Origin of the sequence: Bacillus cereus group sp. Bce019 (assembly GCF_051781745.1) — a bacterium.
Lineage (GTDB): Bacteria > Bacillota > Bacilli > Bacillales > Bacillaceae_G > Bacillus_A > Bacillus_A cereus.
The window spans coordinates 61651-84234 of the sequence record NZ_JBPWJX010000002.1 but is presented as its reverse complement, the minus strand read 5'-3'; the positions used below and the strand labels follow the sequence as shown (position 1 = coordinate 84234).

The following is a 22584-nucleotide window of genomic DNA, read 5'->3' as shown; positions in this document are numbered from 1 at the left end:
GCTGCTGAATGTAGCTTTTCAAAAAGAATTATATTCCTGAAACTGATAGTACTTTGAATGTTTCATTTTTAGCATTTCATTATTTAGATAACGATGAAGAAATTAAATTCTTTAATGTAATAAATACAAGAGCCAAAGGAAATGGTACGAGTTACTTTCTGCATAAAGTTATCGGTTTATTTTAAAATTCACTTCTGGGTATTTGGTTATCAGCCTTTTAAGGGTTGAGCCGTCATCCTTCTGTTTTACATACTGGTCAAAAAATGCCAGGCTGAATTCGTTAATAATACGATGAACTTCCTTTGGATTTTCACCTGGGCTCTGCAACAGAGGTGAGAACAAATGTAAATCGGTAAAGCTTGTATGATCCGTATGAGGAATGACTATTGACATACCACCGCCAGCTAACCCGCGTCCGTATCGCTCCCTCACTTCAAAGGGATCTGCTTCATCAGGCTCTTCTGCATTCATGAGCAGAAATGGTTTTCCAATGCCACTTTCAGGCAAGATTTCACCATACAATGTACCATCCATATTGATAGCTGCTTTGACACGAGAATCTTTTGCAAGTATTTGTGCTGCGGTAGCTCCACCGTAAGAGTGGCCAAACATTCCAATTCGCGAGGTATCCAGTCTTCCTGTAAAGAAACCGGTCTCATCGTTTTCGTTAAGTTTCTCTATCTGATTAAGGACAAAGCTGACATCTTCCTCCCATAATTTTATGTGACTATCTCCTTCATCAGTTAAATTGATGGGCTGTACGTAAGCAGTTCGACCACCTGGAAAGACGGTAGCTGCAGCATCAAAGGTATGATCGATACTTAGAACAATATATCCTTGACTAGCCAACTCCTCAACTTGAAACGTGTTTTGATTACGAAAACCATTAAAACCATGAGAGAAGAGTAATATGGGATAGTGATTCTCTGAGTCTGAGAGTTGTAAATCCATAAACGAATGAGACTTTACCAATTCCATGTGGCTGAATGCAAATGCAGGAATAGACAATGTTTTTTCCAATCCCTTGGAGAGCTCATTTATGTTACGAATATAAGGTTCTGGATCCCCCTTGCTTTTTTCAGCTGCAGGATACCAAATTTGCACCATCAGTTCGCGCCGATCGTTTGGGTTTTTTGAATATGGTTCATTTCTCTGATGATCAACCCAATGATATAGCTTCGTACCGACCCTATGTGGACCAGTTGGTTCTTCAAATGAAAATACTGGCATAAGTAAGGGTAGCGCAACTGCTACAGACAAATAGATACATAGTAACGAAGTCTTAACTATGAATATACCCGAACTTCTAAAGCCCTTTTTCCGCCCAGCTAATAAATAGCATAAAATTAAGATAACTGGGGATACATATGCCGGAATCATCTGCCACCTAAAACCTTCTGCCAATAACTGAACTGTAACCATTACAACGGCAATCAAAGTAGCTAATTTAGACCACTTTTTCGTTTCTCTGCCTATTAACAGTATCCAACTCAATAGACTAAAATTCACTACTATCAAAACAACTTCCCAGAAATTCATTGGCCTATCTCCTTTGCATGCATTTTACTTCTAATTAAAGAGGTAGTTTTCAGCCTAAGCAAAAGCAGATGAAACACCTATATAGTTGCACCAATTATGCTTAGTAACCGTTTCATCCACTCTACTCCTTTATTCAAATTAAAAACTTAAAATGCCCAGCTACCTTTACGAAAAATTGGTTCTACAGTTCCATCTGGTAGAATACCGTCAATGTCCATCTCACTGCTGCCAATCATAAAGTCCTCATGTGTTACTGAAATATTTGCCCCTAACGTTTCAAGCTGATCGTTTTCTAAATCTCTTCCACCCTCTAAGCAAGTTGGATAAGCTTTACCAATCGCTAAATGGTTCGATGCATTTTCATCAAACAATGTATTAAAATATAAAATTCCCGATGCTGAAATTGGTGATTCATGTGGTACAAGTGCTACTTCACCTAAATAGCAAGAGCCTTCATCCACATTAATAAGCTCTTGTAATAAATCATGTCCTACCTGTGCTTCAGCTTTAACAATTTTTCCTTCTTCAAATGTCAGTTTAAAGCCATCGATAATATTCCCTTGATAAACTAATGGTTTTGTATTGCTTACATAGCCATTTACACCTTGTTTCATCGGTAACGTATAAACCTCTTCTGTCGGCATATTAGCCATAAAGATAGTATCATCAGGAGTTTTACCACCTCCAGTAACCCATTTATGCTGTGGTGCTAATGCAATTGTTAAATCAGTACCTGGCGCTGTATAGTGAAGCTTCATATATTTTTTATCGTTCAGTAGGATCGCACGAGATTCTAAATTTGTTACATGTTCACGCCATTTTTCAATAGCACTGCCGTCACCAATACGAACAGCTTTAAAAATAGCCTCCCATAATGCTGGTACTTGATCCTCAGTTGCTAAACCTGGGAACACCTTCGATGCCCACTTTGGTGAAGGAACTGCTACCATCGACCAAGCTATTGAATCCTTCATTACGGCGTTGCGATTGTTTCTCAGAGCAGCTCCTGCTACCTTTTGATAGGTAGCTAGACGATCAGATGAAATACCTGTAAATTTATCAGGATCTGTAGCATCTATCATTAATAGTGCTCCTTTACATTCGATCAGCTCATCATTCATTTTGACTATCCACTCTGGGAAGCGATTAAATTCTTCATCTGAGGCATAATCAAAGTAAGCACGTTCCATTTCTTCATCCGAAAAATTAACATGAACACGCCCTGCCCCAGCCTTATAAGCCTCTTTCACAACTATACGGGCGAAATCCAATGCATCCACTGATGTATTGACTAATAAGTATTGCCCTGGTTGAATATTGACACCGATTTTCACCGTAAGTTCTGCATATGCTTGTAATTTTTCTTCAAAAGTCATATTATTTACCTCGCTTTTATTAAATTGGTTTTGAATTCCCCTCACTAACTTACTTTCATACCATACTTTCTGAACAGGTTTTCTCAGAATTTCCATTTTCTATTTTTTACATTTTTTTATCAGGACATGATAACAACTAATGGATTTTTTCTACTACTCATATATTTAATTTCTAAACTTTGATTCAATTAATATTGATTTGTTTTTCAAAAAATCTAATCGAAGGGTATCAAACACTACATAAAGTTATAGAGTTCTTTATTGTGAAAACTCACTCAGTTCTTCCCAATCTTTTCAATGCTGCTGTACCTAAAGACTTACCATCAATGGGGCGTTTAACATTCTCAATCACTCCTTTATCTTTACAAAAGCATTTTTGATAGATAAACATATCATTTGACATAAGATTAAATCATTTTAAATGAATTATCAAGCTATAAAATTTAATTTTAAAAAAATTCGGTAAAAAACCATATAAAAATAGATTCTATCAAAGGGAGCGATAACGAGAAGATTTTTATACACACATGGATAAAACACATGACAAACTTATATATAATTGCAAGTTCAACTCTCACAAAAAACAGGATAAAAAAATAAACAGCAGAACTAGTCCACTGTTTACTTCGCCACGCCTTCATGTAATTTTTCTGTATAATCCTTTACATCTTTCCAGCTATCTTTCGCTGTATGTAAATCTTCTTTTATAAACGTAAACTCTTCCGGACTAATTCCTTTTACGTTTTGTAGTAAATTATTATATTTTGCACCTACTGTATACCATTGATTTGATATGTTTTGTAGTGCTGTAATTGCTGCATCAATTGTTTCTGTCATGTTTGTTGTTTTATTTTTTACATCAGTCAAAATTAAGACTTCTGCTTGCGCTCCTGAAATTCTATCTTTTAAATTAGCGATTTCTCTTTCTGCATTTGCGATATCTTTTTTCGCAACCGCGATCATTGGCCCGCCAGCAAGACATGTTATTAGCGCTACGCAAAGTACGCCACCAGCAATGACCATATCATTACTCTTTTTAATTGAATCGTTATATGTATTTATTTGTTGCTCTAAAGCTGGAATACCAGCATTCGTACTTGCCAATATCGCTGTTAACTGATTTGTATCCTCTTTGAAACTATTTGTATCTTTCGCCATTCTATCGCGAAAAGCTTTCAAATTCCCTAATAATCCATCTACCTCATTTTGATTCTTTACAATATCCGCATACAACTTTTCTAAATCCGCTTTTAATTTTCCGCTATCCTTTTGATCAATCGCTATTAACATGTCATTATAATACGATTGAAAAGTATTATTGTAATTAATAATATTTTGATCCGTTTTCATAATTTGAGGCTTCATATTATTTAACCAATATGCTGCATTAACTTTGGCATCTCTTTGATGCTGAATCATATTCCCTTTAAATTCACTATTAATCGAACTTATTTTACTTAAATCCGTCTCTTGTTGATTTTGAATTAATTTTGCATATGAATCCATTGCAAATATACTTGATGTTGTTTGTGCCATTACTTCTTGGAATCCAGCTGGTCCAAGAGAATAGTTTTTCACATTTTCTTGTAGCACCTTTACATTTTGTTCTGCTGCAAAAGGATGTAAAGGAAATGCGTTACTCGTTGCCACCCCAGCAATCATTACCGCTAAAAGACATTTTTTATAAAATCGTTTCTGCATATTTTTCACCTATTCTCTTTATAAGGATATCAAAAGCTCCTGCTCACAACTGAACAGGAGCTTCAAATCATTCATCAACACTTAACGCTCTAACGATTCGTATTCGATTATGCTTTTTTCGTATCTACTACTTTAATATCTTCAGCATAAATCTTTTCTGCATAGTCTTTAATGTTTTTCCAGCTATCTTTCGCAATGTTTAAATCTTCTTTAATGAAAACTAGGTCGTTTGGACTAATAGAATCTACATTTTGAAGTAAAGAATTGTATTTTGATCCCATTGTGTACCATTGGTTTGAAATATTTTGTAACGCTGTAATTGCAGTATCAATTGTATTTGTTAAATACTCTGTTTGTGTTTTAATGTTCGTTAATCCTGCTACTTCTAATTGCGCAGTTGTAACTTGTCCTGTTATCTTTTGAATTTCTGCTTGTGCATTATCAAGCTCTTTCTTCGCTAATACGATTCCAGCTGTACCACCGCCTACAGCTGCTGCACCACCTGCAATTAATGCTACTCCTAGCGGTGTTCCTGCGCCCGTAGCAATAACTACTGCACCACCGATAATTGCAATTGGTCCTAGAGCTGTCGCAACAGATGAACCGATAATAATTGCATTATATTTACTAATTGCTTCATTGTACGTTGTAATTTGATTTTGCAGAAGCGGAATCCCTGCATCTTGACTAGCTAATATAGATGTAATTTGATTTGCATCACCCTTGAAGTTTTGCGTATCCGAAGTCATTTTATTTCGGAATTTCTTCAAGTCTTCTACTAACTGATCCACTTGTGCTTTATTTTCATTAATACTACTTGATAATCTAGTTAAGCCTTTCGTAAGAGTCGCTTTATCCTTTGCATCAACTGCAGCAACTAAAGTATCATAATAGTTTTGGAATTTCGTATTGTAGTTAATGATGTTTTGATTCGTTGAAATAAGCTGTGGCTTTAATACATCTAACCATTGCTTCGCATTTCCTCTAGCTGTATCTTGATGCTGAATCACCTTTCCTTTTAAAGCTGCATCAACAGTCGATACATTTCCAAAGTTAACATTACCTTGTTTAATAATTGTTAAAGCATACAGATCCATTACTAAAGCATTTGAACCTGTTCTTTCCATTGCATCTTTCAAGCCTTCTGGTCCTAATGAATATTCTTCATAGTCATTATAAGCTTTTGCTACCGCATGAACTGGAGCTTGTTTCACTGTACTTTCAGCTGCATACGTATGAGCCGGCATAATATTTCCTGCTGCAAATACTGCCATCAGTGCTGATAGAGCCATTACTTTATAAGGTTTTTTTGTCATTTTTCTTCTCTCCCTATATCGCTAATTATTTTTCTGTTTAATGTACTTCAACGTTTGTAACGTAATCTTCAAATTGATTTGTTTGCTTATTCATTTCATCACTTACTTTTTTAATTTGATTGAAATGTTTTTGAAGTAAACTACTGTCTGTATACGTGCCTTCTTCAACATTCGTTTGAATTTGGATCATATTATTATTTAAAACTTTCCAATCCGTTAATAACGTTTCTAAAGTTGTAATTTGACGATCAATTAATTCTGTAAAGCTATTTACTTGATCTTCAACGAATGTAATTTGAGTCGCCTCTGCTTCAGTTTGTGATAACTTTTGAATAAGTGGTAATAACTCTTTTTGCTTTTGTTGAATGCGAAGAGCTGCTTCTCTCGTTTGACTATCTGCAGCATTTACAATTTCATTACTTAAAGTACCGATAGAAACAAAATCAATTGTTTTCGTTTGTGCAGTTTGATTTGTGATTGTAAATACTTGTTTACCGATATTAATAGAACCTTTAATGATTTCTTGAGGTCTATTCAAAATAGTAGTTAGTTCAGCTTGAATTTCTCCTTGAATTCTTTTAATATCTTCTCTTAATTTCACAATATCTCCACTTGATCCTTGTAGTGTTTTTATTGCTTCCTCGGCTTTAATTGATAAGTTGTTACTATCTTTGTCTAATACTGTTTTAAATCGATTTAACTCTAATAAATCTTGCTCCATACTCTCTTGGATGCTCTGTACTTGCAATTGTAATTTTCCATATGCACTCATAAAATCTGCTTTTGCTTGCTGATCTTCATTTACGTTTCCTGCTAGTTCATAGAGCTTACTATAATAGCTATTAAATCTAGTGCTGTATCTCATCATCTCTTGATTTAAGTCAATTAGCTTCGGATTATATTCATCAATCCACTCTCGTACATTCGCCTTTGCAAACTTTTGATGATTCGTTAAGCTACTCATCGCATTTACCTTAATGTCTGGCTGTTGCAAAATAATTAATCCGTATGCTTGAATAAGCGGTGATTGTGATCCTAACATTCTAATTGAATTGGATAATGTATTTGGAGCAATTACATTTTGCGCATATACTGTTTTCACTTCCGTTTGCCCCTCCTTAGCGTAAGCGCTTACAGGAATGAAGCAACTCGTAGATACTGCTGTAACCAATAACCCTGTAATTAAAGTCTTTTTCACTTTAACTCCTCCTATGTATTAGCAACTATTACTATCGCATTTTATTATTCTATTTTCTTGCCCATAATTTGAGATGGTTAAAATAGAGAACGTTCTCACCGTGATCTATGTATGAACCATCTCTCCCAACTGTTATTGCTACAGTACTTACTTATTGTTGTAAAACTTTTCGTATGTGTTTAGTATGAATAATATTGTATAAATTTTCTATTTCATCGAAATTCCCACATTCACACAGTGAATATATTACATAAAAATATTATTCATTTTAAACTAAACAACATACGTAAATATGAAATTTCGTTTTGTTTTCATATAAGTTTTGTACTGTAAGGTCATTTAAACACAGCTGTTTATATAACGTAAAGAAGTATTTTCATTCCCTTTATTTTCAAGCTTTCATGTCCTTATTTCAAAATATAATCCGATTCACTTTATCGATTGAAATATCTACATATCACAACAGAAAACACTACTTGCAAACAACCGGCAAAATTATATTGATATAATTTTTAACCCCGTATGCAATTATGCATAGCATATACACAAAAAGGATAGCTTCATTTTCATGAAACTATCCTTAAAAAATCTTCTTATTTTTTCAAATGATATGGAACTGTCGTAATAACAACATTTCTTTTATAAAGTAAATACGCACGTATGAGTAAACTGGATTGATTATGAAGAATGTTATGCCAACCTTTTTTCGGAATAAACTGTGGTATAACGACCGTAACGCGGTAATTCGATTCACTTGCCTTATATTGCACTGTATCAATGAACTTCGTTAGCGGCTGAATAATACTTCTATAATGAGAATGTAATGTAACAAGCCTTACTTCAGGTTGCCACTTCTTCCATTTCTCTTCAAATTTCTTTTCTTCTTCTCTGTCAAAAGCAACATATACAGCGATAACTTGATCTGCCGAAAGAGACTTCGCATAGTTCAATGAATTTTCTACTACATGCGTCATACCTGCTACAGGAACGACAATTACATTCCCCTCAATTGGAATAAGAGGCTCGCAAGTTTTTAAACTTAATTGATCACCCACTGCATCATAATGCTTCTTAATTCGATGGAATAAGAAGATAATAACTGGTAAGAAAATAAGAATCGACCAAACTTGTGCAAATTTAGTTAAAAAGAACATGCTCATTACGATAAAACTAATAACTGCACCAATTAAATTAACCGTTAATCTTAAAGCCCACCCTTCAGGCTTTTCGCGAAGCCATTTTAATACCATTCCTGTTTGAGAAAGTGTAAATGGAATAAATACACCTACTGCATATAACGGAATTAAATGTTCTGTTTGTCCTTGGAAAGCTACAATTAAAATAATCGAAGCAACTCCAAGTATAATAATACCGTTTGAGTAACCTAGACGGTCTCCTCTAATCGTAAACATTCTCGGTATGAATTTATCTTTTGCAAGGTTAACCGCTAATAAAGGAAATGCAGAATAACCTGTATTAGCAGCAAGAATTAATATTAAAGCTGTTGTACCTTGTATGAAATAGTACATGAAATTACGTCCAAATGTTTGTTCAGCAATTTGAGAAACAACTGTTACTTCTTTACTCGGCGTCACTCCGTAATAATAAGCTAAAAATACAATTCCTGAAAATAACACAGCAAGTAATGCACCCATTGCAAGCAATGTTTTTGCAGCATTGTTTGGCGCAGGATCTTTAAAGTTCGGAATTGCGTTTGAAATTGCTTCAACACCTGTTAAAGCAGAACTACCTGATGCAAATGCTCTTAACAGTAAAAACAAACTAATACCCGCAACCGGCGTTCCGATCGGCGTGTGTAAAGTTGGTGAAACGTGACCAGTCAAAATATTATATATGCCTACACCAATTAATATAAATAGGGCTAAAACAAATAAATAAACAGGATATGCTAAAACAGAAGCTGATTCCGTTACTCCTCTTAAATTTAAGATCGTAATAAATATAACAAATATAATCGCAATGATTACATTATGTGCATGTAAACTAGGAAAAGCAGATGTTAGCGCATCTGTACCTGCAGATACACTTACCGCAACAGTTAAAATATAGTCGACTAATAAAGATCCTCCAGCAATTAAGCCTGGATTCATCCCTAAATTTTCTTTTGATACAACATACGCTCCCCCGCCATGCGGATAAGCAAAAATAATTTGACGATAAGATAAAATAAGGGCTGTCAATAATACTAATACCCCAACAGCGATCGGAATGGAATACCAATAAGCGATCGCTCCCACACCTGCTAAAGCAATTAAAATTTGTTCTGGACCGTAAGCAACTGATGACAATGCGTCAGAAGATAAAATAGCTAAAGCTTTCGTTTTATTAAGCTTTTGTTCTCCAAGCTCTGTTGATTTTAACGGTCTTCCAATTAAAAATCTTTTAATAGATGAAACCAATGCTGTCCACTCTCCAATAATTTTGTACGAACTTTTCTGCTTGTTACAGCCAGTAAACGATTTCTTCAGAAAACAAAAAATGTCTACAAGCCATAGCGAAATAGACTTGTAGACATTATTTTTTTTGTCGCACAAGCTCCACCTTCCTTCTCAATATAACGCTTACGAGGTTAGCTGTCGGATTCGGGCCTATGAGTAGCCCTACCTTTTTCAAGGATTCACCCCATCGGATTATGTACTAATCCGTAAAAACGGGTCCCCCGTACCATGCGGTTTCAGCGATTTAGAAAATTGAAACTGTGGATTATAATACTCCTTTATTTTCAAAAAGTAAACAAAAATTTTTAATAAGAAAAAAATTAAAATGATTGCGCATAATCCGCTGAGAAATATACATAATGAATATTAAAAATCCGCAAAGGAGACCCATATGTCTAAAGAAAAGAAGCCTATTTTTTCCGATTCATATTTAGATGCAGTAGCAAATGAAATTAATCAGTTATATGGTAAACGTGAACAGGAAATAAATTTGACAGATAGAACGAAAAGAAATAAATAATTTGTCATACAAAAAAATAAAAAAGATAGCAATACACTTATATATTGCTATCTTTTTTATTTTTTCATACATCTAATTCTATTACGGATTTGTTAAAGGTCATCTCTTCATACACCTTTAAATTTTGATATATAGATTCTAATAATGGTGCCGCTATAGAAAATTTCTCTGCTACATCCAGTAAATATCCTTGCAAGTGCTTCCCTTCAATAAACGAACCCTTTTCCATATCACGTTGCATTGATGACTTCATATCATACGAAATTTTATCAATCGTTTTCATATGTTCCTGGGCAATATTAGCCTTTACTGGAGCTCCTAATACTCTCATGATTTGTACAGATTCCTCAAACACATTACGGATAAAATCACGGCCGCCTTCACTTTCACGGATTGGTCCAATTGGTGCACGCATTAACGTTGTCACACCTGACATTACAGTAATAAATAAATATTTATGCCACATATCTTGCGTAATATTTTCACTTAAAACAAAACTAGATTTCGTACCTGAAAATGCTTTAGAAATATGCTTTACTCTCTCTGAATTTTGAGACTTAATTTCTCCAAACACAAGTCTGTTGGCAGCGCTGGTTTGTACAATTTCTCCTTGATCGTTTAACGTCGTCTCGATAAAGCATAAACCGCCAATTACTTTTTCTTCGCCGAATTCTTTTTGTAATAGCGATAAATGAGCGATACCATTTAACAATGGAATGATTACAGTATTTTCGCCAACAAACGGCTTCAAATCTTGAATTGCCTCGTTTAAGTGATACGCTTTTGTTGAAAATAAAATAACATCAAATGGAGAAGTTCGCTCTTCTTTCGTTATTAATTTCGGTCGGAAGGAAAAATCCCCGTTAACACTTCGGATTACAAGTCCTCTTTCCTCTAATTGTTTTTTCCGTTTACTACGAACAAGAAACGTGACATCTTCTCCCTTCTCGACTAATCTGCCACCAAAAAATCCTCCGACTCCACCAGCGCCTAATACTAAAATCCGCATACAGCATCCCCCTTTTCAAAATACAATTTTATAACTTTTAGTATACATAACATTATACATGTTCCCTGCTAAATAAGCTGAATTTTCACTCTCAATTGAGTATAAAAGAGTGGTTATTTTCAAATAAATTTGGGCATGTTGTTTCTATAGCATATATGGAAAGGACACAATGTAGATGGAGGCAATACAATCAATTGAGGAAAAAGGTGTAGCAACAGCTATATTTCAATTTATATTCCCGTTTTCGTTTAAAGCTGGATATGAACAAGAGATGTTCCCTTTCTTACAAAAAAACGATTTTCGTCCTTTTCGGCTCGATCATCTCGATGATGAAAATACATATTATGGGGAGTTTAAAGTTTCACATCAAAATATGGAAGCATACTATCTTTCATTTACAAATAAAATTCTCTTTCCTCACTCAGAGCATCAAAAGGGCTTGCAACGTTATTCAAAGGACCTTAACTTAACTGGACATTTAACAACAAACCTTATTTCAATTCCATTCAAGATACACTCTATTGATGTCACACTTTGTCCTTATGAACTTGGCTTCTTAACAATTCGAACAGAAGTAAACACTGCTCCAAACATGACTTTATCTGAAGCAACCGAATTCGCTGCTCGCTTCCGTGTACTTGAAACTAAAAATGATACAAATGAGACTATTTGTATTGAATGTAACGGAAAAAAGTATTCCCAAGTTGAAAAATTCATTTTTGGTTATGTATTTCATGGTGTAACTGATTTCTTTGAAAAGAAGAGATTAAGAAGTTCATACTTTCAAACCTTCCCTTTCTTCGAAGACCAAAGAATGTACGTCCAAACTTTATTGTCACTAAAAGAAGGTATGGAGCTTAATAAAGTGGATGTTTATCGTACTTCTAGTCTTTCCGGATTAACAAGTGATGGTAAGCCATATGTGAGCGCAAATAACCTTCCTTACATTCATGACTATTTAAAAAAACACGCTTACCAGAGATGGGCTCCAAATCGTTATTTCATAATGGAAGAACATATTTTTACATGTGTAACAAATGAAGGAGAACGCGAAATCGCTAAACTTGCTAGTCAAATGTACGGGGAATTTTATTACGCTTTATTATTAAACCTATTCCATAAAATTGTTTTATTAAAAATGGCGAACGCCTATGCTGAGCTAAATATTGAACAAGATACTAATGAAATAGAGAAATTAATTTATTCGATCAATTCGTTCACTGCTAATTATTTTTCTTTAGAATTAGTATCCCAATCACAGAGTGAAGATATTTTCTTCCGCTTAAGAAAACTTTTTAATATTGAGGTTCTATACTCGAACGCGAAACAAAATCTTGATAGTTTGTTTAAATATCAAGAAAATGTCGCCTCTAAAAAAGATAGCCTTTTATTATTAATTTTAACGCTCTACTCTGTAGTGGGCCAAATGTTAGGGTTTACTATGATTGACCTTTTAAGAAACACCGATTCAAACAAAATATCGTCACCTCTTGAATTTTTCGCTCTATTAATTGCGATTAGCGGCATTGTCATTTCACTTATTTTAGGAGCCCAAAGTTTATACCAATGGGGTCTACAACATAAACGAAGAAAAGTTTGGGTAAAACAAACGGTACTTTCTGCCGTTAAAGAGAAAGAAGATAAAAATTAAAAAAGATTATTTTCAAATTCTTAGCCCGCTGCAGTAAGTGGATTTTTATCAGCGATTTTCCCATTATATCGGCGCAACTCGAAATATATCAGCAATTTTTTTAATATATCGACTTACCGACAAAAACCGACAAATAACAGGACCGGATAATAAAAAAAGGGTGCTCCAAAATTAAACTTGGAGTACCCCTTTTATTATACGAATTCAGTTTACTTCCCTGCTTCGATTTGCTCTAATGCAGCAGCTACTTGCTCTTCCGTTAATTCATGCTGTATTACGTAGCGGTTACGTGGACTTACACGACATTCATGAGAACATGCACGTAAATATTTCGCTTCGTTTTCTTCAGAACATAAAATTTTCTTATTACATTCTGGATTTGAACAGTTTACATAGCGCTCACAAGGTTCACCTGTAAAGTGGTCTTTACCAACGATAACATGTTCTTTTTGGTTTACTGGTACAGCAATACGCTCATCGAACACGTAACATTGTCCATCCCAAAGCTCACCTTGTACCTCTGGGTCTTTTCCGTACGTTACAATTCCGCCGTGAAGCTGACTTACATCTTCATAGCCTTCACGAACTAACCAACCAGAAAACTTCTCACAACGAATTCCGCCTGTACAATAAGTTAAAATCTTTTTACCTTCAAGTACTTCTTTATTTTCACGAATCCAATCTGGTAATTCACGGAATGATTCGATATCAGGTTTAATCGCACCTTTGAAGTGACCTAAATCAAACTCATAATCATTTCGTGCATCAATGATAACTGTATCTTCTTGTTTCATTGCTTCATAAAAATCTTTTGGCTCTAAATACTTCCCAGTTATTTCGTGTGGGTTAATGTCATCTTCTAGACGAAGTGTAACTAACTCTGGACGAGGACGCACGTGCATTTTCTTGAATGCATGACCATCAGCTTCATCTATTTTAAATACGATACCGTCAAAACGTGGATCATTGTTCATTGCTTCCATGTATTTCTCTGTTTGTTCTACAGTTCCAGAACAAGTTCCGTTAATACCTTCTTTCGCCACAAGAATTCTTCCTTTTAATTCAAGTGAATTACAAAATTCTAAATGCTCTGCCGCGAATTCTTCTGGGTTTTCAATTGTTGTGTACATGTAATATAGTAATACTCTGTATGGTTTTGTAGTTGCCAATGTATTTCTACCACCTATCTAATTTTTAAAATCATGTATAAGTTAACGTTCATATCAAAACATATATAATAAGAAAATGAATCCCATTTTCTTTTCTTTATACTATTTTCTATCAGTTAACAAAAATAAAAAACAAGATTACACATCAAAACACTATGGTTATGTTGTAATCCCAATATATTATATATCATACAAATGCAATTCCATCAATTAATATGCTGGATTATCGGCTTTATGTTCACATAAATTTCAAAATTGACCCTTTAATTTATTATGTTTCTCCACGTCATCACACCATAAACTCCCAATTTATTTTACGTTATCACACCATCCATTGCATAAAGGCATATAATTTGCATTAAGGAAACTTTCGTGTTCAAATGAAATTATCACATAACATATCTAAATGTATTGAAATAATGAGTAAGAATAAATAAAATAATTTCATCAAGTTAACATTTTAAAGGGGAAAACTACTATGAATAAAGATATAACAAAAGATGAACATCTCCCTTCTGAAAGTACAACCGTACAATCAGCTCACTTAGCTTTAAGTGGAGAAACAAAAGGCTGGAAAAGACTGTTACCATTTTTAGGACCCGCTTTTATAGCGTCCGTTGCTTATATTGATCCTGGCAACTTTGCTACAAATATCGCAGCTGGTTCACAATATGGATATTTACTATTATGGGTTATACTCGCTTCTAACTTAATGGCTGTATTAATCCAAACTTTATCAGCTAAATTAGGAATTGCTACAGGAAACAATTTACCCGAAATAGCTCGTGAAAACTTTCCAAAGCCTGTGTCTATCGGTTTATGGATACAAGGTGAACTAGTTATTATGGCTACAGATTTAGCGGAATTTATTGGAGCTGCATTAGGACTTTACTTACTATTTGGAATCCCGATGCTACCTGCCGCTTTAATTACAGCAGCCGGATCATTTATTATTCTTGAGTTTCAACGTAGAGGATTTCGTCCACTAGAAGCTATTATTACAGGAATGATTTTCATTGTAGTAATTGCTTTTGGGATTCAAGTTTTTTATGCAAAACCAGAATTAAGTCCCCTTCTTTCAGGACTATTTATTCCAAAATTCCAAGGTGTAGACAGTATATTACTTGCAGCAGGGATTTTAGGTGCGACAGTTATGCCGCATGCAATATACTTGCATTCTGCATTAACACAACGCCGCGTGGTCGGAACAAATGATGAACAAAAGAAAAAGATTTTTCGTTTCGAATTTATCGATATTATTATTGCAATGGTTATTGCTGGAGCAATTAATGCAAGTATGTTAATTGTTGCTGCTGCACTATTCTTTAAAAACGGCTTGCACGTTGAAGATTTAGATGTTGCTTACACTCAATTTACCAACTTAGTAGGTCCTATATCAGCTGCTTTGTTTGGAATTGGGCTCTTATCAGCAGGACTATCTAGCTCTTCTGTCGGTACAATGTCGGGTGATATTATTATGCAAGGTTTCATTCGCATGCATATTCCGTTATACTTACGCCGATTTATTACAATGATTCCACCATTAGTTATTATCGCTTTAGGTGTAAATCCAACTTACGCTCTAGTCATGAGCCAAGTCGTCTTATCATTCGGTATTGCATTTGCACTAGTGCCACTTATTATGTTTACAAGTAACAAAAAGATTATGGGTGCACTCGTTAACCACCGTATAACAACATTTATCGCTTGGATAATTGCAGCACTCGTTATCGTTTTAAATATCTTCTTACTGTATCAAACATTTGTAGGGTAATGAAAAAAGGGTATTCCAATTTTAATTTGGAGTACCCTTTTTGGATGAAATGATTTTCTTCTAGTTACCACTTGTGTATATCCCTCTTTCCGGCATCATGACACCATTTTCAGTTCGAAAGTAAAGTGGCAATCCTTCCGCAAAAAACATACTTACCTTGGACGGATCTTGCCTTTGATGATGAATATGTAAATGCGGCTCACTTGAACTTCCTGAGTTACCGACTTGAGCAAGAAATTCTCCTTCATTTACATGTTGTCCTTCTCTCACATTAATTGATCCTTTCTTTAAATGGGCAAGAATTAAAAATGTGCCCGTTTCATCTAGTCGTAAATAAATATGATTCCCAGCCATTGACTGAAAATTATCCGATCCCGGAACTAAATCTTGTTCATTATTATTAATTGATACAACCGTCCCAGAAGCTGGTGCCATTACTTTCGCTCCATATATTCCGTAATCCTCTAACTTACTACTTTTCACTTCAGCAGGTGGAATGAGAATATCATATGCCCACCTTTCATTTGGTTTTATAACGTGATAGTTCATTTCTAACCGATCACCACCCCAACCTATTAATGCTCGCTCATTCAAAGGAAAACGAACTACTGCTTTAGGACTCATCGATTGTATATCTGCTGGATAAGCAATTCTACCTATATTAGCAAACCAACCGACAGGCCAAGCTCCAATGATAGAAAACAGAATGATTAAAAATAGCGTTCTATCTATCCGCTTTCTAAAAATGCCTTTCCAAAAAAATATTATTACTGATCCTACCAAGAGGAAAACTGAAATAAAACTAAAAGCCTGTATACTCCACCAAACAAAAACTGATGTAACACCATTAGCTACATAAACTAAGATCCAACTTATAATTAAAAAAGAAACTATAATTACTAATAAAAATGCCTTCCACATGTCGCGTCCCTACTCTCATATCCTTTTTCTCAATGATACAAAGTAAAAATTACGACATATAAAAGAAATACTTACGACTTTCTTACTTTTTTATACTGCGGTAATTTCACAGTAAAAACTGTTTCTTTATCGTTACTACGTACAGTGATATCCCCTTGATGGAGATCGGCTATACTTTTTGAAATTGCAAGTCCTATTCCTTTCCCGCCCGTATGAGAACTACGTGATTTTCCACTACGATAAAATTTCTCAAAAACGTAAGGAAGATCCTCTTTCGGAATGCATTGTCCAAAATTTTTAATTTCTACTTCAACATTCATTGTTTTATTGGAAATTTCAATTGCAATTTCCTTTCCATCTTTTCCATACATAATACTATTACCTATTACATTTTCAAATAGTCTCACTATAAGTGCTACATCAACTTCTACATGTAGCACTTCATCACCTTTAATATAAAAGCTCATATTAGCATCATCTAATTGTGGTACAAAGTCAATCATGATTTGTTCAATTAATGCTTTCATATCTACTTCATCTTTATGTAATTCAATCTCTCTATAATTTATTTGACAGTATTCTAATAAATCATCTATTTGATGTTTTAATTCATAACTTTTTCGCTTTAATATACTTACATACTGTTCACATTCCTCTCCATTCGAATGAAGTTTATTTCCTAACAGGTCCGCATAACCGATTAAAGATGTTACTGGCGTTCGTAAATCATGAGAAATATTACTAATCATTTCATTTTTCATTTCCTGTGATTTTTTTTCATTCTCGATAGACTCTTTTAAGCTTTTCGCCATTCTATTAACATTTGCCGCTAGTTCACCAATCTCGTCATTTTTCAAAATAGGTATATGTATTTCAAAATTACCGTCACTTATTTCCTTCAGGTTCTTGTTAATTTGAGACAACCTTTTCATCAGTGTTTTTGTCATACATGCAAAGTATGTTGTAGTAAAAATCAAAAAAACTATAAAATATAAAAATGAATATTTTTCCTCTAAAACATTAACCTGACTATATATATTTCCAACTAAAATTTGAAACACTATTATACTTACAGTCGCTAACAAGATGCTACATATGAATGCGATAAAAAACTTAGCTCTAATGCCTTGTAATGATTTAATCTTCAATTTTATATCCGACTCCCCAAACATTTTGTATAAACTTCGGTTCTTTTGGATTCTCTTCAATTTTATTTCTTAATCTTGCGATATGAACCATTACTGTATTATTACTTTCATAGGCTCTTTCGTTCCAAACGCTCTCATATATTTCTTCAATTGTGAACACACGATTCCTTGCAGCTGCCATTAAGTGTAAAATATCATATTCAGTTTTCGTAAGATTGATTCTTTCTCCATATAACATTACTGTTCTCGACACTTCATCTATTTCTAAACCTCTAATATTTATTTTCTTTTCCATTACTTGGGGAGCATTTTGATTGAAATATGTATACCTTCTTAATTGAGCTTTCACTCTTGCTATAAATTCAATTGTACTGAACGGCTTCACAATATAATCATCTGCCCCAGTACTAAATCCAATTACCTTATCTACATCCGATGATTTCGCGCTTAAAAACATAATTGGTAAACTATGTTTCTCTCTAATCCTTCTACAAAGTTCTATACCATCCATTTGAGGCATCATAATATCCAAAATAGCAAGTTGAATACTGTTATTATTTATTATTTCTAAAGCCTCTTCTCCGTTATGAGCACTAAAAACTTTAAAACCTTCTTGTTTTAAATTCACATTAATAAATTGAATAATATCTTTATCGTCATCTACAATTAATATCGAATTTTTTTCCATTTCCAAACCTCTTTTTTGAAATATATTCCACATCTAAGTTTATCATAAATCAAATCTACCCTTACACCTTGAATAATCTTTATTTTCAGATTAAATTATATAATAACAAATACATTCTATTTTCATGTGAAAAGGAGCGAAAATATGTTTCCTTTATTAAAAACTGAAAGACTCATTTTAAGAGAACTTACCGAAAAAGATGCACCACGTATACTACAATGCTTTTCTAATACTAATGTACTGCGCTATTATGGCCAAAAACCGTTACAAGATGTTGATCAAGTGAAACAAATCATTCATAACTTTAAGTTGAGCTACAATGCAAGAAGCGGTATAAAATGGGGAATCGAATTAAAAGACAAGAAAGAACTCATCGGTACCATTGGTTTTCACGATTGGTCTTCTGAGCATAAACGAGCCAATATAAGTTATGCCTTTTTGCCTGAACACTGGGGACAAGGATATGCGACTGAAGCTGTTTCTGAGGTTATATCATACGGTTTCCATACGATTCATTTAAAGCGGATCGGAGCAATTGTATTTCTTGAAAATGAAGCTTCCAATAAAGTACTATTAAAATTAGGCTTTGAAAAAGAAGGCGTTCTAAAAAATTATATGTATCAAGATGACATTCCCTATGATACGAATTTTTATTCTTTATTAAAATCGGTTTAGTAGAATACATGTGTAAAAAACTTGTTTCAGTACAACAGTTATAGGTAGCGAATTTTTAATGACGGATGCGAAGTACTATACATTATAAAACATTAAAAAAGGGCTGTGAGTAAGCTTTTACTCATAGCCCTTTTTTATGTTCTTTTTCTGTTTTCGCAATGCTTTTGGTACGTATACGCAGAAAGGCTCACTTTCCATATAATCCCCCGTCATTGCATATGCTCTAGAACGAGATCCCTCACAAACACCACACTTTCCCTTATACTTGTCAGGATTACGAAGATTTTGAAAAACAGGGGAGTTTCGATAGATTTCAGCTAGCGAATTTGTTCTAATATTCCCGGTTTTAATCGTCAATACCCCACTTGGATATGTTTCTCGGTATAAAGTTAAGAAATTAGGAATTTTTCATTACTCTAAAAATACGCTATTTAACTGAAGACTATTAAATTAAGTTTCTTAAAATTATATTTTTAAAGTCTTTCAACATCATTACCTCTTTTCTAAAACCATAAAGAACGTACTATCTGGTAGCGTAACAGCATTCCCAGACTCATCTGTAAACTCGATTTTCTCGCTAAGATGGTTTGTATATCCATCCTGCAAATAGTTCATAGCTTGAACGATATTTACTTTATCTCCAAAGATACCCTTTACGAAGTCCTTATAGTCGTTTGGCGTAAAAATTCCAAACTGCTCCTGCACTTCATGAACAAAGGAATCCTCACCCCAAGTATACGTATATAAGAACTCCATTGCATCATTAACAGGCATTTTGACTGTATTGTCTGCAAGTACCTCATACTGGATTATACGCCCCTTAAATTCTTGGACATACTGCTCTAAGAACTTCATTCCGCCTGCATCTTTAAAACGAATCACCCGCATTAACCTTTTATCTTCGGTCATGATGCCATCACGAATGATAATACGGCCTCCTGGCTTTAACACCTCATAAGCACTCTGCAGCCCCTTTTTAATTACTTCATGATTAAATTTCCTACCTTCATACTCGATATAAGAGAACAGCTCATGAAGGATAGAAGAATATACAATCGTATCAACCGATTCTTTTTCAAATGAGCTGCTTAAATTGATTGCATCCCCTTTAATGACGTTCCAAGAACGCCCCTCGTTCTGCTTCTTCTTTTTCAACGTATCAATCACGTTTTCGGAAATATCGATACCGTAGATTCGTTTATCCTCGGTCTCTTCTTCAATCATGTCTAGCATGACACCACCACCGGCTCCGACATCTACAATCGTATCTCCCTTTATATAATCAAGAATAATTCGTTTATCATCAGCCGAGCTATTCATATGCTCCAGATACACTTCTTCGTTATGGAATCTATCATATGCATCCTTTCGTAACCCGAAGAAATCAAACAGCAGCACATTTGCCCGAGCATGCATCATATCTATCTTTTCTGCCTCTACACAGAAGGTAATTAACGCCTCACCTACAGCAGAAAACCGAAACGACACATACGCAGTCTTCATATCTTCATCGACTTTAACCTGAAAAGAAACATGCGTTGTATTCGGTTTCTCGTTCTCACGGTACTCCCGTAGATACTTCTCAATAACTCGCTTACGATACACGTTGTCCTTTTTTTCGCCTTTGAAATCATAATGTAGCTGCTGCATCAATTTCTCGAAATGTATATGCTGAACTTTTCTAGTGCCTATCTCATTCTTTAACATAACAAAAACTGTCCAAATATCCTCAAAGCTAAGAGCATGCATAGAAGGTTCTACATACCACAAATCCTTATTAGATAGGAATGTTTGAACGTCACTCTTCTCGCTCCCCATAATTATATCTTTTTCAAATGCTGACTCCTTATGTTTTGGCGTGAGTCTATGTATACGAGAAGTAAATGGCTCCATATAACCATCAAACAGACCATCAATTGTAATCTTCACATCGTTCTTCACTTCACTCCACAAAGCTTTTGATACGCCCTCAATAATGCATTGGTTAAGATAGTATAGAATCTCCTTTAACCTAACGTCTCCGTATTCTTCTTTATATGTGTTAATTAAATCAACATGAGAGTCCAAACGAGCCTCCCCGCGTATATACTGCCCGATTAATCCATGTGTTCTAATTAAATCTTGAATAAACAAATACTCAGTAGAGTTTAAGTTTGTCTCTACACGTTCAATAAACTGAATATCACTAAAGATATCAGCAGAACCCTCGTTATGTACCAATAGATTAATCCCTTTTTTCTTCCATTGCTCCCGCTGTTTTAAAGATCCTACCTTTGCAAGCTCACTATACGTTAGTACCTTTTCAATAATACGATATGCTTCTTCATCTAAAGACAGTCCATCCAACACTTGCAGCGTACGGTGTACATAGTACAACACCGCATCTGTTTTTAATGCACCAAGTACTTGTACATTCTCATAGTTTTGATGTATCTCCTCTGCCTCAATTAGATGCTTTAACCACGTAGGGATTGAAACAGAACTCCCTTCAATATATGTATTTAGAACTTCAATGCTTTTCAACTTATTTCCCCCCATATATAATCAATATCGGTAGTAAGATCTAGTACACCTTCTCCAAAAAGAGCATCACCTTATGTCCCTTCTCCTAAATACTACTACTTGCTTTTTACCATCTACATCTCTTTCGAATAAAAATGTATCAAACCCAGTCTTTTTATCGTGTAAAAGAGAGTTATAAATTCCGTTACTACCACGCCAAGGTTGTAACATATTTTTTGTTGATCTCTTATTTTAACTTCATTAGGAATTTCGGAAGATCACCTCTTAAATTGATAAACATATGTTGTGACAGAATCAACTGAAAATGGAAACGGCAAGCGGGTGCACTCCACTTACCGTTTTTTCATAGCTTAGTATGTATTTGAATTTCTTTTGCTTTCTCTTTTTCACCCTTCACGCGTACAATTAAATCATATGATCCGGATTTTGAAGCTTCAAAAGAAAGCAAACCTTCTTTTTGAGAAGTGATTTCTTCTTCATAAATAACCTTATCATCTTTTGTAACTTGTAATAAAATCGTACCTTCTTCAACAGCTGCTTCATAAGGGATTTCCACATTTCCTTTTTCAGCTTTAAGTGTTTGTACATCGTAATACCCTTGCAGAGAACCAATTTTTAAAGTCGTTTCGCCATTTTTTTGAACCTTTGTAACTTGTGTCGCTGTATTGCACGCGCTTAACAATACAACAAGAGTGAGAATCATAAATAAACGTAATGATTTCATAGAAATTCCCCTTTTTTTATAATACTCAAATAATTCCACACAAACACCTCTATCAAATCATCTTAATACCCCAAATTACCTTTTAAGTATACCAAGGACAAAATATATAACCTAATATTTTTTTATATAATTAAAAACAAACATAGTTACAGAAAGAAAATGCTTGTATGCTGATCTGTACTACATTCCCTTA

Annotated in this window: 17 protein-coding genes, 1 pseudogene and 1 riboswitch; of the genes and pseudogenes, 4 read left to right on the top strand and 14 right to left on the bottom strand. The window is 34.4% G+C overall.

Annotated features, from left to right (window positions below; all coding sequences use genetic code 11):
- Positions 1–168: 168 nt before the first annotated feature.
- The 6 genes from ACS2QP_RS03825 to ACS2QP_RS03800 form a co-directional block, all read right to left on the bottom strand.
- Positions 169–1539 carry an alpha/beta hydrolase family protein gene (locus ACS2QP_RS03825; protein ID WP_017657309.1) on the bottom strand — a complete coding sequence of 457 codons (1371 nt, stop codon included), beginning with the start codon at positions 1537–1539 and terminating at the stop codon, positions 169–171.
- Between the two features lie 146 nt (positions 1540–1685).
- Complete coding sequence (locus ACS2QP_RS03820; RefSeq protein ID WP_017673936.1) at positions 1686–2915, bottom strand: aminopeptidase; 1230 nt, start codon at positions 2913–2915, stop codon at positions 1686–1688.
- A 621-nt stretch (positions 2916–3536) separates the two neighbouring features.
- A complete protein-coding gene (gene nheC, locus ACS2QP_RS03815) occupies positions 3537–4616 on the bottom strand; it encodes a non-hemolytic enterotoxin NHE subunit C (protein WP_078421602.1) in 1080 nt (359 codons plus the stop codon).
- Positions 4617–4723: 107 nt separating this feature from the next.
- On the bottom strand, positions 4724–5932 hold the full coding sequence (nheB, locus tag ACS2QP_RS03810; protein ID WP_000162976.1) for a non-hemolytic enterotoxin NHE subunit B: 1209 nt from the start codon (positions 5930–5932) through the stop codon (positions 4724–4726).
- Between the two features lie 37 nt (positions 5933–5969).
- Entirely contained in the window at positions 5970–7130 is a 1161-nt protein-coding gene (gene nheA, locus ACS2QP_RS03805) for a non-hemolytic enterotoxin NHE subunit A (RefSeq protein WP_438882142.1), read from the bottom strand.
- Between the two features lie 593 nt (positions 7131–7723).
- Complete coding sequence (locus tag ACS2QP_RS03800) at positions 7724–9550, bottom strand: APC family permease (protein ID WP_016122295.1); 1827 nt, start codon at positions 9548–9550, stop codon at positions 7724–7726.
- A gap of 144 nt (positions 9551–9694) precedes the next feature.
- Positions 9695–9841, bottom strand: a riboswitch (cyclic di-AMP (ydaO/yuaA leader).
- A 139-nt stretch (positions 9842–9980) separates the two neighbouring features.
- Here ACS2QP_RS03800 and ACS2QP_RS03795 point away from each other — a divergent pair.
- On the top strand, positions 9981–10109 hold the full coding sequence (locus tag ACS2QP_RS03795; RefSeq protein ID WP_000031873.1) for a hypothetical protein: 129 nt from the start codon (positions 9981–9983) through the stop codon (positions 10107–10109).
- Positions 10110–10173: 64 nt separating this feature from the next.
- On the opposite strand, the gene panE is transcribed toward ACS2QP_RS03795, so the two are convergent.
- A complete protein-coding gene (panE, locus tag ACS2QP_RS03790; RefSeq protein WP_001221912.1) occupies positions 10174–11118 on the bottom strand; it encodes a 2-dehydropantoate 2-reductase in 945 nt (314 codons plus the stop codon).
- 175 nt (positions 11119–11293) lie between these two features.
- Between panE and ACS2QP_RS03785 the strand changes: the two genes are divergently transcribed.
- The gene (locus tag ACS2QP_RS03785) at positions 11294–12769 is read left to right on the top strand and encodes a hypothetical protein (RefSeq protein WP_438882141.1); all 1476 of its coding nucleotides are present in this window, start codon (positions 11294–11296) and stop codon (positions 12767–12769) included.
- A 209-nt stretch (positions 12770–12978) separates the two neighbouring features.
- On the opposite strand, the gene trhO is transcribed toward ACS2QP_RS03785, so the two are convergent.
- Positions 12979–13938 carry an oxygen-dependent tRNA uridine(34) hydroxylase TrhO gene (gene trhO, locus ACS2QP_RS03780; protein ID WP_000246231.1) on the bottom strand — a complete coding sequence of 320 codons (960 nt, stop codon included), beginning with the start codon at positions 13936–13938 and terminating at the stop codon, positions 12979–12981.
- 478 nt (positions 13939–14416) lie between these two features.
- Here trhO and ACS2QP_RS03775 point away from each other — a divergent pair, with 478 nt between their 5' ends.
- Positions 14417–15712, top strand: coding sequence for an Nramp family divalent metal transporter (locus ACS2QP_RS03775; protein ID WP_048656561.1), 1296 nt, complete (start codon positions 14417–14419; stop codon positions 15710–15712).
- A gap of 60 nt (positions 15713–15772) precedes the next feature.
- Here the strand turns inward: ACS2QP_RS03775 and ACS2QP_RS03770 are convergent, their stop codons facing one another.
- The 3 genes from ACS2QP_RS03770 to ACS2QP_RS03760 all read right to left on the bottom strand — a co-directional run bounded on the left by ACS2QP_RS03770 (position 15773) and on the right by ACS2QP_RS03760 (position 18469).
- Positions 15773–16633 (bottom strand): M23 family metallopeptidase, encoded by an 861-nt coding sequence (locus ACS2QP_RS03770; protein ID WP_000265296.1) that lies wholly within the window; start codon positions 16631–16633, stop codon positions 15773–15775.
- Between the two features lie 71 nt (positions 16634–16704).
- Positions 16705–17805 (bottom strand): HAMP domain-containing sensor histidine kinase, encoded by a 1101-nt coding sequence (locus ACS2QP_RS03765; protein ID WP_224201336.1) that lies wholly within the window; start codon positions 17803–17805, stop codon positions 16705–16707.
- The gene (locus tag ACS2QP_RS03760; RefSeq protein ID WP_000414517.1) at positions 17771–18469 is read right to left on the bottom strand and encodes a response regulator transcription factor; all 699 of its coding nucleotides are present in this window, start codon (positions 18467–18469) and stop codon (positions 17771–17773) included. Before ACS2QP_RS03760 ends, ACS2QP_RS03765 begins: the two co-directional genes overlap by 35 nt.
- 144 nt (positions 18470–18613) lie before the next feature.
- Here ACS2QP_RS03760 and ACS2QP_RS03755 point away from each other — a divergent pair, with 144 nt between their 5' ends.
- Positions 18614–19144, top strand: a complete 531-nt coding sequence (locus tag ACS2QP_RS03755) for a GNAT family N-acetyltransferase (RefSeq protein ID WP_017673941.1) — start codon at positions 18614–18616, stop codon at positions 19142–19144.
- 117 nt (positions 19145–19261) lie between these two features.
- Here ACS2QP_RS03755 and ACS2QP_RS03750 read toward each other — a convergent pair.
- The 3 genes and pseudogenes from ACS2QP_RS03750 to ACS2QP_RS03740 all read right to left on the bottom strand — a co-directional run.
- Positions 19262–19519 (bottom strand): annotated as a pseudogene (locus tag ACS2QP_RS03750) (SPASM domain-containing protein); the annotation flags it as partial.
- A gap of 117 nt (positions 19520–19636) precedes the next feature.
- On the bottom strand, positions 19637–21682 hold the full coding sequence (locus ACS2QP_RS03745; protein WP_002025623.1) for a class I SAM-dependent methyltransferase: 2046 nt from the start codon (positions 21680–21682) through the stop codon (positions 19637–19639).
- 328 nt (positions 21683–22010) lie between these two features.
- The gene (locus tag ACS2QP_RS03740; protein WP_000838922.1) at positions 22011–22391 is read right to left on the bottom strand and encodes a BA_1872 family lipoprotein; all 381 of its coding nucleotides are present in this window, start codon (positions 22389–22391) and stop codon (positions 22011–22013) included.
- Between the last annotated feature and the right edge of the window lie 193 nt (positions 22392–22584).